Annotated in this window: 17 protein-coding genes; 7 read left to right on the plus strand and 10 right to left on the minus strand. The window is 74.2% G+C overall.

Annotation, left to right across the window (positions count from 1 at the left end):
• Positions 1-11 precede the first annotated feature (11 nt).
• The 3 genes from murC to CP984_RS08500 form a co-directional block, all read right to left on the minus strand.
• Positions 12-1415 carry a UDP-N-acetylmuramate--L-alanine ligase gene (gene murC / locus CP984_RS08490; protein ID WP_003985399.1) on the minus strand — a complete coding sequence of 468 codons (1404 nt, stop codon included), beginning with the start codon at positions 1413-1415 and terminating at the stop codon, positions 12-14.
• A 112-nt stretch (positions 1416-1527) separates the two neighbouring features.
• Positions 1528-2193, minus strand: a complete 666-nt coding sequence (locus tag CP984_RS08495; protein ID WP_003985398.1) for a response regulator transcription factor — start codon at positions 2191-2193, stop codon at positions 1528-1530.
• Positions 2190-3452 carry a sensor histidine kinase gene (locus CP984_RS08500; RefSeq protein WP_078575647.1) on the minus strand — a complete coding sequence of 421 codons (1263 nt, stop codon included), beginning with the start codon at positions 3450-3452 and terminating at the stop codon, positions 2190-2192. The genes CP984_RS08495 and CP984_RS08500 overlap by 4 nt, the downstream gene beginning before the upstream one ends.
• A gap of 241 nt (positions 3453-3693) precedes the next feature.
• Here CP984_RS08500 and CP984_RS08505 point away from each other — a divergent pair, with 241 nt between their 5' ends.
• Both CP984_RS08505 and CP984_RS08510 read left to right on the plus strand, forming a co-directional pair.
• Positions 3694-4815, plus strand: a complete 1122-nt coding sequence (locus tag CP984_RS08505; RefSeq protein WP_003984726.1) for an ABC transporter permease — start codon at positions 3694-3696, stop codon at positions 4813-4815.
• 325 nt (positions 4816-5140) lie between these two features.
• Positions 5141-5872 (plus strand): ABC transporter ATP-binding protein, encoded by a 732-nt coding sequence (locus tag CP984_RS08510; protein ID WP_003984727.1) that lies wholly within the window; start codon positions 5141-5143, stop codon positions 5870-5872.
• Here CP984_RS08510 and CP984_RS08515 read toward each other — a convergent pair.
• Both CP984_RS08515 and CP984_RS08520 read right to left on the minus strand, forming a co-directional pair.
• Positions 5838-6365 (minus strand): hypothetical protein, encoded by a 528-nt coding sequence (locus tag CP984_RS08515; protein ID WP_003984728.1) that lies wholly within the window; start codon positions 6363-6365, stop codon positions 5838-5840. The two genes, CP984_RS08510 and CP984_RS08515, sit on opposite strands and share 35 nt — an antisense overlap.
• 156 nt (positions 6366-6521) lie before the next feature.
• A complete protein-coding gene (locus tag CP984_RS08520) occupies positions 6522-7442 on the minus strand; it encodes a pyrimidine reductase family protein (RefSeq protein ID WP_226048629.1) in 921 nt (306 codons plus the stop codon).
• A gap of 107 nt (positions 7443-7549) precedes the next feature.
• Here CP984_RS08520 and zapE point away from each other — a divergent pair, with 107 nt between their 5' ends.
• Positions 7550-8635: a cell division protein ZapE gene (gene zapE / locus CP984_RS08525; protein WP_030185378.1), complete on the plus strand. Its 1086-nt coding sequence runs from the start codon at positions 7550-7552 to the stop codon at positions 8633-8635.
• Between the two features lie 130 nt (positions 8636-8765).
• Positions 8766-10133, plus strand: coding sequence for an alkaline phosphatase PhoX (locus CP984_RS08530; protein ID WP_030185380.1), 1368 nt, complete (start codon positions 8766-8768; stop codon positions 10131-10133).
• Between the two features lie 9 nt (positions 10134-10142).
• Here CP984_RS08530 and CP984_RS08535 read toward each other — a convergent pair whose 3' ends face one another.
• Genes CP984_RS08535 through CP984_RS08545 form a run of 3 tightly spaced genes read right to left on the minus strand, consistent with a single transcriptional unit; the run spans position 10143 to position 12407 of the window.
• Positions 10143-10811: a hypothetical protein gene (locus tag CP984_RS08535; RefSeq protein ID WP_003984731.1), complete on the minus strand. Its 669-nt coding sequence runs from the start codon at positions 10809-10811 to the stop codon at positions 10143-10145.
• Between the two features lie 2 nt (positions 10812-10813).
• On the minus strand, positions 10814-11683 hold the full coding sequence (locus CP984_RS08540; RefSeq protein ID WP_078575642.1) for an ATP-binding cassette domain-containing protein: 870 nt from the start codon (positions 11681-11683) through the stop codon (positions 10814-10816).
• 46 nt (positions 11684-11729) lie between these two features.
• Positions 11730-12407 (minus strand): AIM24 family protein, encoded by a 678-nt coding sequence (locus tag CP984_RS08545; protein ID WP_003984733.1) that lies wholly within the window; start codon positions 12405-12407, stop codon positions 11730-11732.
• A gap of 86 nt (positions 12408-12493) precedes the next feature.
• On the opposite strand from CP984_RS08545, the gene CP984_RS08550 reads away from it, so the two are divergent.
• The gene (locus tag CP984_RS08550) at positions 12494-13261 is read left to right on the plus strand and encodes an aminoacyl-tRNA hydrolase (protein WP_003984734.1); all 768 of its coding nucleotides are present in this window, start codon (positions 12494-12496) and stop codon (positions 13259-13261) included.
• A gap of 86 nt (positions 13262-13347) precedes the next feature.
• Here the strand turns inward: CP984_RS08550 and CP984_RS08555 are convergent, their stop codons facing one another.
• Positions 13348-13713 carry a darcynin family protein gene (locus CP984_RS08555; RefSeq protein WP_003984735.1) on the minus strand — a complete coding sequence of 122 codons (366 nt, stop codon included), beginning with the start codon at positions 13711-13713 and terminating at the stop codon, positions 13348-13350.
• 140 nt (positions 13714-13853) lie between these two features.
• On the opposite strand from CP984_RS08555, the gene CP984_RS08560 reads away from it, so the two are divergent.
• Positions 13854-14846 carry a LysR family transcriptional regulator gene (locus CP984_RS08560; protein WP_050498881.1) on the plus strand — a complete coding sequence of 331 codons (993 nt, stop codon included), beginning with the start codon at positions 13854-13856 and terminating at the stop codon, positions 14844-14846.
• Positions 14847-14859: 13 nt separating this feature from the next.
• Here CP984_RS08560 and CP984_RS08565 read toward each other — a convergent pair whose 3' ends face one another.
• Entirely contained in the window at positions 14860-15630 is a 771-nt protein-coding gene (locus CP984_RS08565) for a nuclease-related domain-containing protein (protein ID WP_003984737.1), read from the minus strand.
• 112 nt (positions 15631-15742) lie between these two features.
• Between CP984_RS08565 and CP984_RS08570 the strand changes: the two genes are divergently transcribed.
• Entirely contained in the window at positions 15743-16414 is a 672-nt protein-coding gene (locus tag CP984_RS08570; protein ID WP_100246675.1) for a LysE family translocator, read from the plus strand.
• The last annotated feature ends 64 nt before the right edge of the window (positions 16415-16478 follow it).

Consider the following 16478-nt stretch of genomic DNA (forward strand, 5'->3'; position numbering starts at 1 on the left):
TCTCCCTCGGGTCAGTTCTGCAGGCGCGCGAGGATCTGCGGGCCCAGTTCGGTCACGTCGCCCGCGCCCATGGTGAGAACAAGGTCGCCCGGCCGCGCCATTCCTGCGACGACCTCGGGGACGGCGGTCTTGTCCGGCTCGGCGGTCACCCGGGCGCCGGCGGCCTGGGCCGCGTCGATGATCAGGGCGCTGGTGATGCCGGGAATCGGGTCCTCCCGGGCCGGGTAGATGTCCAGGACCACGGAGGCGTCGGCGAGGGCGAGCGCCTCGCCCATCTCCTTGCCCAGCTCCTGGGTGCGGGAGAAGAGGTGCGGCTGGAAGACGACCAGGACGCGGGAGCCGGCGGCGGCGCCGCGGATGGCCTCCAGGTCGGCGGTCATCTCGGTGGGGTGGTGGGCGTAGGAGTCGATGACCTGGACGCCGGCGGCCTCGCCCTGGAGCTGGAGGCGGCGCTTGACGCCCTTGTACGTGCCGAGCGCGGAGGCCAGGTTGTGCGGCGGGAGGCCGAGCGCGGTGCCGGCAGCGAGGGCGGCGACGGCGTTGAGCGCGTAGTGCCGGCCGGGGACCGAGACGGTGAAGGTGAGGATCTTGCCGTTGGCGAGGGCGACGGTGACCTCGCTGGTCAGCCCGCGCTGGTTGATCTTGAGGACGCGTACGTCGGCGTCCTCGGCCTCGCCGTACGTGACGATCTCGATGTCGAGGCGGCCGGCCAGGCGGGAGGTCAGCTCCCGGGCGCCGGGGTGGTCGGCGGAGATCACGAGGGTGCCGCCGGGGCGGATGCGGGCGGCGAACGTCTCGAAGGACTCGTAGATCTCGTCCATGGAGGCGTAGTTGGCGTGGTGGTCCAGCTCCACGTTGAGGACGATGGCGACCTCGGGCGCGTACTTGTGGAAGCTGCGGTCGCTCTCGTCCGCCTCGGCGACGAAGATCTCGCCGCTGCCGTGCTCGGCGTTGGAGCCGGGGGCGTCCAGGTCGCCGCCGATCGCGTACGACGGGGACAGGCCCAGCGAGGCGAGGGAGACGGCCAGCATGGAGGTGGTGGTCGTCTTGCCGTGGGTGCCGGCCACGGCGATCGGGCGCAGGCCGTCCATGAGGGAGGCGAGCGCGTCGGAGCGGTGCACGACGGGGATGCCGCGCTCGCGGGCCGCGGCCAGCTCCGGGTTGTCGTCGCGGATGGCGGAGGAGACGACGACGCTGGTGGCGTCCTCGGCGAGGTGGGCGGCGGCGTGGCCGATGTGCACCGTGGCGCCGAGGTCGCGCAGGGCGCGGGCGGTCGCCGACTCCTTGGCGTCACTGCCCGCGACCCGGGCGCCGCGCTGGGTGAGGATCTTCGCAATGCCGGACATCCCGGCGCCGCCGATGCCGATGAAGTGCGGTCGGTCCATCGCGTCGGGGATGCCCGGGGACGGTGCCATGCGTCAGTCTCCTGCTCGTCGGTCTCTGTGATCCGTGATCTCTGCGGTCCGTACGCGCACGATTCTCGCACCCGGCACCGACAGCCGGTGCCGGGCGGGCCGGAGCGCGGGGTCAGCGCCGGATCAGCCCGCGCGCGGTGGCCGCGGCGACCGCCGCCGTACGGGAGTCGACGCCCAGCTTGGCGTAGATGTGCACCAGGTGGGACTTGACCGTGGCCTGGCTGAGGAAGAGCCGTTTGCTGATCGCGGCGTTGGACAGCCCGTCGGCGACGAGCTGGAGCACCTCGGTCTCCCGGCGGGACAGGGCCGCGGCGGGCGCCCGCATCCGGTCCATCAGGCGCAGCGCGATGGTCGGTGCGAGGGCGGACTTGCCGGCCGCCGCGGCGCGGACGGCGGCGGCCAGTTCCTCGGGCGGCGCGTCCTTGAGGAGGTAGCCGGTGGCGCCGGCCTCGATGGCGGCGAGGATGTCCGCGTCGGTGTCGAACGTGGTCAGGACCAGGACGTGCGGGGCACCCTCGCGGGCGGTGATGGCGGCGGTGGCCTGCGAGCCCAGCATCCGGCCGCCGAACTGGAGGTCCATCAGGACCACGTCGACGCCCGGCCGGGCGGCCCGCTCGACGGCCTCCTCGGCCGTGGGCACGTCGGCGACGACCTCGAAGCCCGGCTCGGTCTCCAGGACGGCGCGCAGACCGGCCCGTACCACCGGGTGGTCGTCGGCGAGGAGGAGACGGATGGGGGCGGGGCCGGGGCGGCCGGCGGGGTCGGGGAGGTGGCTCACGCGGTGGCCTGTCCAGGAGGGGAATCGGTATCGGGGGCGGGGTCGGGGTCGGGGTCGGGGTCGGGTTCATGGTGACGGGTTACGGGGCCGGCCGCGGCCGTCGCCTCCGCCGCGGCCGGCTCCGGATACGGCAGGGTGACGGCGACCGCCGTCCCCTCGCCCGGTGCGGACTCCACGGCCAGCGTGCCGCGCAGCGCGCGGGCGCGGGCGCGCATCGCGGCGAGCCCGAAGCCGGTGCCCGTGGCGGGGCCGGAGCCCGGCCCCGGCACCTGGCCGGGTACGAAGCCCGTACCGTCGTCCACCACGTCGAGGGCGACTTCGGTGTCCATGTAGGAGAGGGTCAGCTCGGCACGGGCGGCGCCCGCGTGCTGGACGGTGTTGGCCAGCGCGGACTGCGCGATGCGCAGCAGGGCGACTTCGTGCGGGGTGGGCAGTTCGACGGGGGCCCCGGAGACCTGGCAGTGCACGGCCAGGCCGGAGGAGCGGGCGGTGGTGGCGCACAGCCGCTCCAGTGCGGCGGGCAGCGACCCGGCCTCCAGGTCGGGCGGGCTCAGGGCCCGTACGAAACGGCGGGCCTCGGCCAGGTTGTCGACGGCGGCCTGCCGGGCCTGCTGGATGTGGCCGAGCGCGGCGGCGGTGTCCGGCCCGGACGGAACGGCCCGTTCCGCGGCGCGCAGCAGCAGCTGGATGCTGGACAGGCCCTGCGCGAGGGTGTCGTGGATCTCGCGGGCCAGCCGCTCTCGCTCGGCGAGCACCCCGGCGGCGTGCTCGGCGGCCGCCAGGTCACTGCGGGCCGCGGTCAGCTCCTCAATGAGGCGTCGGCGCTGTTCGCTCTCCCGGTACAGGGCCTGGTAGCCGAGGACGACGGCGACGGCGACCGCCGCGCCCAGTACGGGGCCGATGACCGTACCGACGGTGAGCGTGTGGGTGTGCCAGCCGAATCCAGCGATCGCGACGAGGGTGGTGACCAGGACCGCAGGGAGCGCCCAGCGCAGTGGCAGCAGGTGGAGCTGCACGAAGAAGAGCGGGAAGGCCAGCCAGACGCCGAGCGGTGTGAGGACGAGCAGGACGGCCCACACCGCCATGACGGCGGCGAGCCAGAGGGCGGCGGCGGCCGTGGAGGTACGGACCGGGGGCAGTGTGGGGCCGACGGCGTACACGGCGAGCAGCAGGACGGCCGCGCCGACGACGGCCGGGGCGTTCGCGCTGTGGTCGGCCACGGCCCGTACGGCGGCGAGCGCCAGCAGTGCGGCCACCATCAGGTGCAGGCAGCTGCGCAGCACCCGCAGGGCTGGGGTCAGGGAGTGCGGAGTCACGGCCCCTCCAGGCTAGGCGCCGGAACCCGTACCGGCATCAATCAAAAGGTGGAGCGCCGACCTCGCCTTTTGATGACGGGGAACCACTCCGCGGCGCGATGCCCGGCGCCCCCGGCAGCGGCGACGGTGGGGGCGAGCCGCCGGGCAGCGGGCCCGGCGCCGGACGGAAGGATGGCCGGGCCCCGTGTTCGTCGCCTGGAGAGACCTGAGATTCGCCAAGGGCCGGTTCGCCCTGATGGGCACCGTCATCGTGCTGATCACGGTGCTGGTGGGGCTGCTGTCCGGCCTGACGGCGGGCCTGGGGCGGGAGAACACCTCGGCGATCACCTCGCTGCCCGCCGACCGTCTCGCCTTCGCCGCCCCGGCGGACGGCCGCGACGTGTCCTTCGCGGACTCCCGCGTCGAGCGGCGGACCTGGGAGGCGTGGGCGCGGGTGCCGGGCGTCACGTCGGCGGAGCCGCTGGGGATCGGCACGGTCAAGGCGGCGGCGGGCGACGGTGACGGGCAGCGGACCGCGGCCCTGTCCGCCTTCGGGGTACGCCCCGGCTCGCACCTGGCGCCCGGCGCCGGACGGGTCGCGGACGGTGCGGCCGTACTGTCCGCGAAGGCCGCGGACAAGCTGGGCGTACGGGCCGGGGACCGGCTCGCGCTGAACGGGCGCGCGCTGACGGTCGCGGCGGTGGCGGGCGAGGCGATGTTCAGCCATACGCCGGTGGTCTGGACGTCGCTGGACGACTGGGCGGGGGCGGCCGGGGGTTCCGGGCACGGCGGCGCTTCCCGGGCCTCCGGCGGCGGGGCCGCCTCGGCCACCGTGGTCGCCCTCTCCACCTCCTCGGACGCCGGCCTGGGCGACGCCGACCGGCGGCTGGGCACCCGTACGGTCACCACCGGCGACGCGCTGCGCGCCATCGGCTCGTACACCGCCGAGAACGGCTCGCTCCAGTTGATGCGCGGTTTCCTCTTCGCCATCTCGGCGCTGGTGATCGGCGCGTTCTTCACGGTCTGGACGATCCAGCGCAGCGGCGACGTGGCCGTGCTCAAGGCGCTCGGCGCCTCCACCCGGTATCTGTTGCGCGACGCGCTGGGGCAGGCGGTGGTGCTGCTGGTCGCCGGTACGGGCGTGGGCACCGCGGTCGCGGCGGGGGTCGGCGCGGCGGTCGGCGGCGCCGTACCGTTCGTGCTGGACCCGGCCACCGTGCTGGTCCCGGCCCTGATCATGATCGCGCTGGGGGCCGTCGGCGCCGCACTGTCGATCCGCCGCATCACCGCCGTCGACCCGCTGACCGCGCTGGGCAGCGCCCGATGAGCCCGCCGCCTTTCCGGCCGGCACGCGCGGTGCTTTCCCGGGCGGAGTGCCCGGACATTCCCCGGGCGGACCCGGCGAATTCCGGCACGGCCGATATCCGCGGGACCGCCTTCGGTAAGCCCGGCCGCAGTGAGACCATCTCCGCCTTTCGGCACATCCCGCCGGTCTGTTCCGGCAGCAATTCCCCGACGGGCGGTACACCGCTCCGTATTGCGGATTCCGCTCCCGGAAACTCCCGTTCCGTTCCGCCCGGCGGGCCGGAACACCCCCCATCGAATGGCCGGACGGACCTCCGCCCGGCCCCGACGACCCAGCGACGGACACCATGAACGCATCTGTCCCCCCGGCCGGAACCCGGCCGTCCGCCGGCCTCGCCCTGACCGGTGTCACCCTCACCTACCCGGACGGCGCCGCCCGCCTGACCGCCCTGGACGACGTGAGCCTGACGGTGCCGGCCGGGAGCGTGACCGCCGTGGTCGGCCCCTCGGGGTCCGGCAAGTCCAGCCTGCTCGCGGTGGCCGCGACCCTGATCGCCCCGGACCGCGGCCGGGTGGTGATCGACGGTACGGACACGGCGGGGATGGGCCGGGCCGAGCTCACCGCGCTGCGCCGTACCCGGGTCGGCATGGTCTTCCAGCAGCCCAACCTGCTGCCGTCCCTCACCGCCGTGGAGCAGGTGCAGGTCATGGCGCACCTGGACGGCAAACCCGTGCGGGCGGCGCGGGAGCGGGCGCTGGAACTGCTCGACGCGGTGGGGCTGGCTGACCAGGCGGGGCGCCGCCCGCACCAGCTCTCCGGCGGGCAGCGGCAGCGGGTCAACATCGCCCGTGCGCTGATGAACGAGCCGGCCGTGCTGCTGGTGGACGAGCCGACCAGCGCCTTGGACCACGAGCGCGGCGCCGCGGTCCTGGACCTGATCACCACGCTGACCCACCGGCGCGGCACCGCGACGGTGCTGGTCACGCACGACCGCGCCCACCTGGAGGCGGTGGACGCGGTCGCGGACGTGCGGGACGGGCGGCTCAGCTCCCGGCGGAGTCCGCTCCCCCGCCGGTGACGGGGCCCCGGGACGGGTTCTGCGCCACGTCCTGGGCGGGGTCGTCGGCCGCGTGCGAGAACAGTTTGAGTACGGGCACGCCGACCTTGTGGCGGGCGCGCGAGGCCCAGTCGCGGTGGAAGAACTCCTCGACGTAGTGCGGGGCGGTCAGCACGATCACCTCGTCGGCGCCGGTCTCGTCGACGACCGACCGCAGCAGGTCCAGGGGGTGGTCCTCGACCACCTGCCCGATGGCCTCCGTGCCCGCCGCCCGCAGGGCCGAGAGGGTGTGGGACAGGGCGCGCTCGGCGGGCGGCTCCGCCTGGGCGCCCTCCGGCTCGTCGCCTTCGCGCACGGCGTCCTCGAATTCGCCCAGCGCCACGTCGTCGATGGCCCTGAGCAGGCGGTCCTGCTTGCCGCGCGGCTGCATGAGGACGACGAAGGAGACCTGGTCGTCGCCGTGCAGCGTGGTGACGAACTCCACGTCGGCGGGCGTCAGCGACTTCTCGATCATCAATACACTCGTGAACACGGCGGGCGCCCTTCTTCTCTTCTCTCGCGGTCCGCGGAGCGAAACCGACAGAAACCATCCTGCCCCGTCGCCACACGGGGCCTTGGCCTTTAGTGTGCCCAGCGGAAGCTAAGCGGAACGAGCAATTCCGCTCTTTGTTCAGGACCGACGGTAACGGGTGAACAGGAAACCGGCCTCCTCCAGTACGGACGCGAGTACGAACGTTTCCGGAACGGTCGTCACCGGCGCGTTCATGATGCGCGACGCGTCACCGGCGACCACCAGTGGTGCCAGGGAGAGGCACAACTCGTCGAGTGCCCCGCTTCCGGCGAACTGACCCAGCAGACGCGGCCCGCCCTCCGTCAGCAGCCGGGACAGCCCCCGCGCGGCGAGCGCGCCGACCACCCGCGACGGATCGACCGCAGCGCCTTCACCTGCGAAAAGCACCTCGGCCCCGGCGTCGCGCGCGGCCCGTACCCGGGCCTCGTCGGCCCCGGAACCGGTCACGATCACCGTCGGCACCAGCGGCTCGGTGAACAGCGGCTGGGAGAAGTCCAGGTCCAGGCTCGCCGTGACCACGGCGATGGCGGGGGCGGGGGCCTGCCCGGCCGCGGCGCGGCGCGCGGCGAACGCCTCGCGGGCGCGCGCGGGGCGGTACCCCTCCTTGCGCACCGTCTCGGCGCCGACGACCACCGCGTCCGCCAGCCCGCGCAGCACGCCGAAGATCCGCATGTCCGCGTCGCTGGAGAGCGGCTGCGAGCGGCCTTCGTGGTGGGCCGCGCCGTCCAGCGAGGAGACCATGTTCGCGCGCAGCCAGCCCGCGCCGTCGTCGGTGCGGGGATACGCGTAGAGGTCGGCCAGTTCGTCCAGGCTCCACCGGCGGTCGGTGAAATCGGCGGCGCCGGAATCCGCCGTACCGGAAACGGCGGCCCCGGAAACCTCCCCGGTCCCCAGTACGGTTCCGGTATTGCCTTCCGGTGATGTTCCCGGGGCGGACGCGGCAGAATTCTCGGTGCCGGCGGTGTCCGGGAAAACGGCGGACCGTACGTACGGGGAGGGAATGGGAAACAGGCGTCGCATAGGCGGCAGTGTGACATGCCTCGCTCACCCGGCCGAGTCCTCCCGCACAGCGGCTAGGCTGGACGGCTGTGTCGTCTTCGCAGCCCTCGCCCCCCCAGTCCTCCCCCATAGCCGGGCAGCCGGCCGAGGGGGCCGGAACCGCCCCTGTCGCGCTCACCGAGCGCGCGCCGCAGGTCCCGGCCGACCGCCTGGTGGCGGAGATGGTGCCGCCGCCGCGGTTCCAGAGCGCGCGCTTCGAGACCTACATCCCGGACCCGAACCAGCCCAGCCAGGCCGCGGCCGTACAGACCCTGAGCGACTTCGCCGCGGGCATCGGCGGCGCTACGGCCGCGTCCGGCGGCAAGCGGCGCTGGTTCGGCCGGAGCCCCAAGAAGGCCGCGGCCCCCTCGGGTCCGCGCGGCGTCTACCTGGACGGCGGCTACGGCGTCGGCAAGACGCACCTGCTGGCCTCCCTCTGGCACGCGACCCCGGCCGACCCCGCGCGCAAGGCGTTCGGCACCTTCGTGGAGCTGACGAACCTGGTCGGTGCGCTCGGTTTCCAGCAGACCGTGCAGACGCTCAGCGGCCACCGCCTGCTGTGCATCGACGAGTTCGAACTGGACGACCCCGGTGACACCGTCCTCGTCTCCAGCCTGCTGAGCAGGCTCGTCGAGGCGGGCGTGGCGCTCGCCGCCACCTCCAACACGCTGCCCGGCAAGCTCGGTGAGGGCCGCTTCGCCGCGGCGGACTTCCTGCGCGAGATCCAGGGCCTGAGCGCCCACTTCCGGCCGCTGCGCATCGACGGCGAGGACTACCGGCACCGCGGCCTGCCCGAGGCCCCGCCGCCGTTCGACGAGGCGACCGTCACCCGGGTCGCCCACCGGACGCCCGGCGCCTCGCTCGACGACTTCCCCGCCCTGCTGGAGCACCTGTCGAAGGTGCACCCGAGCCGGTACGGGGCGATGTGCGACGACATCACGGCCGTCTGCCTGACCGACGTACAGGCGGTGCCGGACCAGTCCACCGCGCTGCGGCTGGTCGTCCTCGCGGACCGGCTCTACGACCGCGAGGTGCCGGTGGTGGCCGCGGGCAAGCCGTTCGACGCGCTGTTCAGTGACGACATGCTCAAGGGCGGCTACCGGAAGAAGTACTTCCGCGCCATCTCCCGGCTCACGGCGCTGGCCCGGGACGCCAAGCCGCTGACGGAGGCGTAGGGCGCGCCCTCAGGGCGGCACAGCGGCGGCGGGCCGGATTCCGGTCCGCGCGCGGCCGGTTCCCGGCGGCCGACGTGCGTGGTACACACATGCGGGTCGACACCACCTGTCCGCCAGCAGGGAGTTGCCCATGTCCGCGACACGTCGTCAGGTCCTCGCGAGAACCGGTGCAGTGGGCGTCTCGATCGCCTTCGCCGGCAGCGTCACGGAACTCTTCACCGGCACCGCCGCCGCGCACGGCGCGGGCCGCCACGGCTACGGCCCCCTGGTCCCGGACCCGGCCGGGCTGCTCGATCTGCCCAAGGGCTTCCGGTACCGGGTGCTGTCCCGCGAGGGCGCCCCGCTGCCCTCGGGCGAGGGGCGGACACCGGGCAACCACGACGGCATGGCGGCCTTCCCCGGACGGCACGGCCGCGTGCACCTCGTACGCAACCACGAGAACCGGCGCAAGTCCCGGGTCCCCGTCCCCGCCGTCGACGGTCTGACCTACGACCCGGCGGGCGAAGGCGGCTGTACGGCGCTGGAGCTGGACCGGCACCAGCGCGTGCTCTCCGAGCGCGTCGCCATCGCGGGCACCTCCACCAACTGCGCGGGCGGACCCACCCCTTGGCACACCTGGCTCACCTGCGAGGAGACCGAGCTGCGGGCGGGCCAGGACGGGTACACCAAGGACCACGGCTTCGTCTTCGAGGTCGATCCGTACGATCCGCGCCGCACCGGCGCCGTGCCGCTGACCGCCCTGGGCCGCTTCCAGCACGAGGCCGTCGCGATCGATCCCCGCAACGGCACGGTCTACGAGACCGAGGACGCTTTCGACAAGCCGTTCGGCCTCTTCTACCGCTTCCGGCCCGCCCGGCCGCTCGGCGGGCGGGGCTCGCTGCGGGCCGGCGGACGGCTCCAGGCGCTGCGCGTACCGGACGTGAAGGACCTGTCCGCCGTCCAGGAAACGGGTACCCGCTTCGATCACGTGGAGTGGGTGGACGTCCCCGACCCGCTCGCCCGGCAGACACCCGTCCGCTTCCAGGACTTCGGGCCGCGCGGCATCACCCACGCGCAGAAGCTGGAGGGCTGCTACTGGGGCGGCTCCTGCGTCTACTTCGTGTCCAGCTTCGCGCGGAGCGCGGACGGTTCGGCCGCCGACCACTACGGGCAGGTGTGGCGCTACGACCCGGACGCGCGCCGCCTGACCCTCGTGGTCGTCTTCGGTCCGGACACCGACGTACAGCTGCCCGGCGAGTCCCCCGACAACATCTGCCTGGCCCCCGGCGGCGGCCTCATGGTGTGCGAGGACGGGGACGGGGCCCAGTACGTGTTCGGCCTCACCCGGCGCGGCACGGTGTACCCGGTGGCGCGCGGGCGGCAGAACATCGGCACCCCGGAGAAGCCCGAGTGGGGTGAGTTCGCGGGTGTCACGTTCTCCCCGGATCAGCGGACGATGTACGTCAACTGCTATACGCCGGGGACGACGTTCGCGGTGACCGGGCCCTGGGAGGACTGAGGCGCGTCCTCAGTTGCGGCGCGAACCGAGGCGGCAGGCCACGGCGGTGGCCACGGCCGCGATGACGACCGTGCCGAGCAGCGGCAGCCAGGGCAGGGCGACCGTCCCGTGGGCGGAGCCGGTGACCAGGCCGGATACCGCGGCGTTGGCGGGCGAGGCGCTCCCGACCAGCAGCAGGAGCGCGGCCGACAGGCCGGACAGGACCGACCAGCCGGTGCTGCGCAGCACCGGCCAGTTGCACAGGGCCCCGACGGCGGTGCCGAGCAGGACGGAGACGAGCGCGGCCAGCAGCCCGGCGCAGAACGCGGGCGCCACGGGGACGGCGGTGTGGTGGTCGGAGGCGTGCGGGTCGGACCCGAGCGCGACGTACACCGTGCCGACCAAGGCCAGGACCGTCGCGGACAGCGCCCCGGTCAGGACCCTGGCGAGGTGGGCCCGGCCGGGGCCGGTGGCCGCGGCGGCGCAGGCACGGGCGGCGGGCGGCTCGCCGGTGACGCAGAGCCGGCACAGCCAGGCGGCGAGGGGCAGCGGGCCGATCGCGGCGAACCCGTACGAGTCGAGGACCGGCCCGCCGGGCTGCACACCGACGGCGAGGAAGGCGGCGTACAGCAGGACCGGCGGCAGCCAGCGGTGCGACCTCAGGAGCAGGGCCGAGTGGTAGCGCAGGAGCGGAATCACGGTTACCGGTTTTCGTCGGGAGGCGGGGCCGGGGTGACGGTGCGGATGTGCCAGGGCGGATGTGCCGCGAGCAGGGCGCGCAGCAGCGCGTCGGAGTGGGCGGCGGCGACGGTCAGCCGGACCGTCGTGCCGTCCGGGCCGGGGGTGGCGGAGGGGCGGCCCGGGAGGTCGGCAGCGGTGGCACCGGGGGGTGCCACCGCCTCGATGATCACCCGGGGGCTGTGGAGGCCGCCGGTTTCCGCCGGGCCCGGTTCCGCCCCGTCCGGCAGCCGGTCCAGCCGGTCGCCCGTGACCCGGTACCGCGCGTCGGCCGCGCCCTCCAGGCGGCGCGGGTCGTGGTCGACGAAGACGACCGTGCCGCCCGCCGCGACGCGCTCCGCCACGGCCCGGTCGAGGGTCTCGCGCGCCGCCGGGTCCAGGCCCGTCCACGCCTCGTCCAGGACGAGCAGGTCCGGCTCGGCGAGCAGGGCCTGCGTCACCGCGACCTTCTGGCTGGTGCCCTTGGACAGCTCGGCGAGCGGCGTACGGGCGTGGCCGGCGGCGCCGAAGCGGTCGAGCCATTCCGTGGCGCGGCGGGCCGCCGTACGGCCGCGCAGACCGTGCACCCGGCCGAGGTGGGTGAGGTAGCCGACGGCGGTGAACGGCAGGGCGGCCGGGAAGCGTTCGGGGACGTACGCGGTGCGCGGGCGGCCGGTGATACGGCCCGTACTGGGCGCGTCGATCCCGGCCAGCAGCCGCAGCAGCGTGGACTTGCCGCTGCCGTTGTGCCCCTCCACGCGCACCAGGGAGCGCCGCGGCAGGTCGAGACTCACGTTCCGCAGCACCCATGGGCCGCGCACTCCGTAGCGCCGCCCGACCCCGTCCAGCCTCATCGGCACCCCGCCGCCCCCTGGTCGCTTGCGCCCCCGGCCGTCACCGTCAGTTCCCGCTCGCCCGCTCGGGACGCAGCTCGCTGGGCCGTACGATCACGAAGCCCTCGCCGTCCAGCCGCAGCTGGACGGCCTCGCCGGAGCCGCCGCGCAGCATCGAGCCGAGGCTCTGCGAGCGGTGCAGCGAGGTCTTCAGCGACGCGCTCCACCCGACCACCGCGTCCGTGTCGACGAACACCGGGGCCTGCGGGGAGACGGGGATGACGATGGGGTTGCCCTCGCACACCACGCCGAGCTTGCCCTGGCCGGTGAAGACCGAGTTGAACAGGCCGCCGCCGGTCATCCCCGCGCCCTTGACCGTGGAGATCTCGTACGACAGGGACGGGTCGAAGCACAGCACGTTGCGGCCGTTGATCGTGATGCCGTCGCCGGGGGCGAGCTCGACGATGAAGCAGTTGGCGGCCTCGTGGGCGAACCAGACCTCGCCCCGGCCGCGCACCGCCATCAGGGCCAGGCCCTCGCCGGTCACGGCCCGCTTGATGAACTTGCCGACGCCCTGCCCCTTCTTCTCGAACTGCAGGTCACCGCGGTAGGCGACCATCGAGCCCTGGCGGGCGAAGCACTCGCCGTCCACGGCGTACTTGATCGACTTGGCGTTCTGCAGGGTCATACCGGGCGCGGAGGCCTGGGTGACCACGTTTTCGGAGGCGAAGAGGTCGCTGTGCATAGGGAGGATAATCACCCGGAACGATCCGCTCCGCCAAGGCGACGGCCCGCCGCGGGCCCGGCCGGGCTGCTGGCACACTTGTCCGTGTGACCAGCACCGACCTCACCGGCCCCGGCGATCCGGCCGACACCCCGGCCGACGCGCCGCGCCCCGCGGAGTCCGACCGGGACGCCGCCCCGCAGTACGTCCTCCCCCTCGTCGTACGGATCGAGCGGGACGCGCCCCCCGCCCGCACGGACGCGCTGGAGACCGCGGCGCGGGCCGTCCTGGTGCTGCTCGCGGACGAGCGCGCGACCGGCGACGGCGAGTGGGCGGCAGCCGTACGCGACTGGCAGGACGCCCGTATCCGCAAGGTCGTGCGCCGGGCGCGCGGCGCGGAGTGGCGCCGGGCCGAGGCGCTGCCGGGGATCACGGTGCACGGCACGGACGCGCAGGTACGGGTCTTCCCGCCGGTCCCGCTGGACGGCTGGCCCAAGGACCTGGCCCGGCTCCAGGTCTCCGGGACGCACCTGGACGACCCGCAGGAGGCCGAAGCGCCCGCCCCCGGCGGCGTGGTGCTGTGGCTCAACCCCGAGCTGGACATGTCGGCGGGCAAGGCGATGGCCCAGGCGGGCCACGGCGCCCAGCTCGCGTGGTGGGAGCTGACCCCGGCCGAGCGCACGTCCTGGCGGGAGGCCGGCTTCCCCCTCTCCGTACGGTCCGCCGCACCGCACCAGTGGGAGCGGCTGGTCCACGACGGGCTGCCGATGGTCCGGGATGCGGGGTTCACGGAGATCGCGCCCGGTTCGTGCACGGTCGTCGCCGACCATCCGGCGCTGCGGGCGCGGCTCGAACCGTCTGCCGGAGGCTGCTGACACGGCCGAAGCCCTCCGGCCATGTGGGGGGCGGGAGGGCATCGGGAGTCGCCCGGTCCGGGCGGTTCGGTGGTGCGGGCGGTGTATCAGGTGCTGACGGTGGCGACGGGGTCGACGTTGTACGTACGGGCGTAGCCGTTCTCGGTGCCGACGAGGAGGTCGACGACCTCGAAGTAGCGGTCCCAGAACGGGGTTTCGCGCAGCGCGTCGATGAGGAGCTGGTAGGCCTCGTGGTCGTCGGCCTCCCAGACCCAGACGTCGGTGACGCGGGTGGAGTAGAACTCCGTGTCGTAGAAGCGCGACCGCACGCCGGTCGTCCTGGCCTTGACCACGGACATGACCTCGGTGCCGAAGGCGTGCACGCGCTCCTCGGGGGTCATGGCGAGCCACTCGGGCATGGTCTTGATGAGCAGGAAGGCGGTGACGGGCGGCGCGGTTTCCTCTGCGGACATGGTGCATTGCCTCCGAAAGGGCAGGTGGAAGCGGTCGTGAAGACCGTGTGGGACGTACCGGACCGGTACGTCTTCATCCTGCGAGGCGCCCGGTATTGCCACAATGGGAACATCGGCAAGGGATCATTGCCCGAAATGGAATGACGCCGCTGAACGGTCCGAACAGGGGGAACGGCGTGAACGGTCCAGCGAGACCCGAGCCGGTCATCGACGCCAACCTCGCCGTGGCGCTGGACGCGCTGCTGGCCGAGCACAGCGTCACCCGCGCCGCCGCGCGCCTGCACACCTCACCCGCCGCCATGAGCCGCACGCTCGCCCGGCTGCGGCGCATCCTCCAGGACCCTCTTCTGGTCCGGGCCGGACAGACCATGGTCCCCACCCCGCGCGCCCAGGCCCTGCGCGACGAAGCCGCCACGGTGGTGCGCCGCCTGGGAGAACTGCTCTCGCCCGGCACCGGCGTCGACCCCGCCGCACTGCGCAGCACCTTCACGGTCCAAGCCGCCGACATCGTCGGCGCGGCCCTGGTCCCCGGCCTGCTGGAACTGGCCCGGCAGGAGGCGCCGGGGGTCTCGCTGCGCCTGCGGGCCGAGGAGCTGGAAGCGCAGCCGGCCCTGCGCGACGGCCGGATCGACCTGGAGATCGGCGCCATCGACCATGTCGACCCCGAGACCCAGGTCGAGGAACTGGTCACCCTCCGGATGGTGGCGGCCGTCCGGCCCGGCCACCCCCTCACCGAAAAACCCCTGACCCCGGAACGGCTCGCCGCCGCCGAGCACGTCGCGGTCAGCCGACGCGGCCGGTTCACCGGCCCGCTGGACACCGCCCTGGCCGAGCACGGCCTCCAGCGGCGGGTCACCGCCGTCCTCCCCAGTCACCTGGCCGCGATAGCCCTCGCCGCCCGCAGCGATGTCGTCTGCCTCCTCCCCATCGCCCTCCCGGGCGCCGCCCCCTCGCCGTTCACGGACGCCGCCACCGCCCTGGGCCTGCACCTCCTCGATGTCCCCCTGCCGCTGCCGCCCGTGACCATCGGCATGGCCTGGCATCCGCGCCACGCGGCCGACGGGGCGCACCACTGGTTGCGCGACGCGGTGCGCCGGACTGTCGGGGGACCCGGGGGCGTGACGGCAGTGTGAGGCGCGGGCCCGTTCAGGCCGCCAGCCATGTACGGCGGTTCCTGGCGACCGTGTAGACACGCTCCACACGCGCGGGGGCCAGTACCCCGCCGAGCTGCCCGAGCGAGGGCGCCTCGCGTTCGTCCCGCAGGACCCGTACGCCGCGCAGGGCCGGGTCCAGGGTCACCTCCGCCGCGCCGACGAACGCCAGCACCGGCCGGGTCTCGACGCGGAAGCGGCAGCTGCGGGTCAGCACGTAGGAGGCGCGCCGGGCCTCCTGCCGGATGTCCCGGACGTACGGGAACGCCTGGTGGCCGCGGCTGACGCGGACGGCGTCCTCGGCGACCCGCACCCGGGCGCCGCGCACGTAATGGGTGCCGACGCACAGCACGCCGCCGGGACCGATGAGCAGGTGGCCGATGACCGCCGCGGGCGGCATCGGCACGGAGTGGATCACGTACCAGCCGCCCGCCGTCAGCAGGTCGAGGGCCGTGCCGACGGCCTGTTCGCCGAGGAGCTGCCGGTGCCAGTCGTCCTGGGGCGGGCGCCGGCCGAGCAGGCGGGCCCACCACAGCGCGGCCCTCGCGCGCGGCTCCTCCGCGAGGCGGACCCGCAGGGCCTCTCCCGGGCGGTTCGGGGCGAGATCGTCGTCCGGCGGCAGGAACAGCCGGTCCGGGTCGCTCGCGTACCGCGCCTCCCGCTTCCCCTCCCCGCTCCCCTCGGCACCGAGGTCCGCGACGGCGTCGGCGGACAGCTGGTCCGCTGACCCGTCCTCCGCGCCGGGCTGATGACGGATGTCGCTCATGTCCCCTCACCCCCCGATGGCCATGGGAGCAGGCACCCGGCCCCCGGGCAAGGGGTACGACCGTCAGGCCCCGGGAAAGCCGAGGTCAGCGGACAACGTACGGTTATCTCCCGTGTTCTCCTCTCTCATGGGTTTCACCGCGGTGGCCGTCCTGCTGACCGTCTCGCCGGGGCCGGACTTCGCCGTGGTGCTGCGGACCTCCCTCGGCTCGGGGCGGCGGGCGGCGCTGTGTTCCGCGCTGGGCATCGCCGCGGGCTGTGTCGTCTGGGGGCTGGCGGGCGCGGTCGGGCTGACCGCCATGCTGTCCGCGTCGCGGACGGCGTACGACGCGCTGCGCGTCGCCGGGGCGCTGTATCTGATGTGGCTGGGATTCCAGGCGCTGCGCAGCGCGCGCCGCCGCACGCCGGGGGGCGACCTGCCGGAAGGCGCCGGACCGGAAGGCGCCGGTCCGGAATCCGGCATCACCGACGTCGGCCGGCAGTCGCCGCTGCGGGCGTTCCGTACCGGCCTGCTGACGAATGTCCTGAACCCGAAGGTCGGGGTCGTGTACATGTCGCTGCTGCCGCAGTTCATCCCGCACGGCGCGCCGGTCGTGGCCACGACGCTGCTGCTGGTCGCCGTCCACGTCCTGCTGGGCTTGTTCTGGCTCGGCGGCATCGCCCTGGCGGTGCACCGGGCGCGCGCCCTCTTCCAGCGCCCCCGCGTCCGCCGCCGCCTGGACCAGGCAACCGGCGGGGTCCTGCTCGCGCTGGGTGCCGCGGTCGGGGTCGAGACGGCGCGCTGAGCGATACGGAACGCGGGGCGTACGGCGTCGCGTCGTCCCGCACGCGGCGCGGGACAGGAGCCGA

This window comes from Streptomyces rimosus (genome assembly GCF_008704655.1).
In the GTDB taxonomy this organism is placed as follows: domain Bacteria; phylum Actinomycetota; class Actinomycetes; order Streptomycetales; family Streptomycetaceae; genus Streptomyces; species Streptomyces rimosus.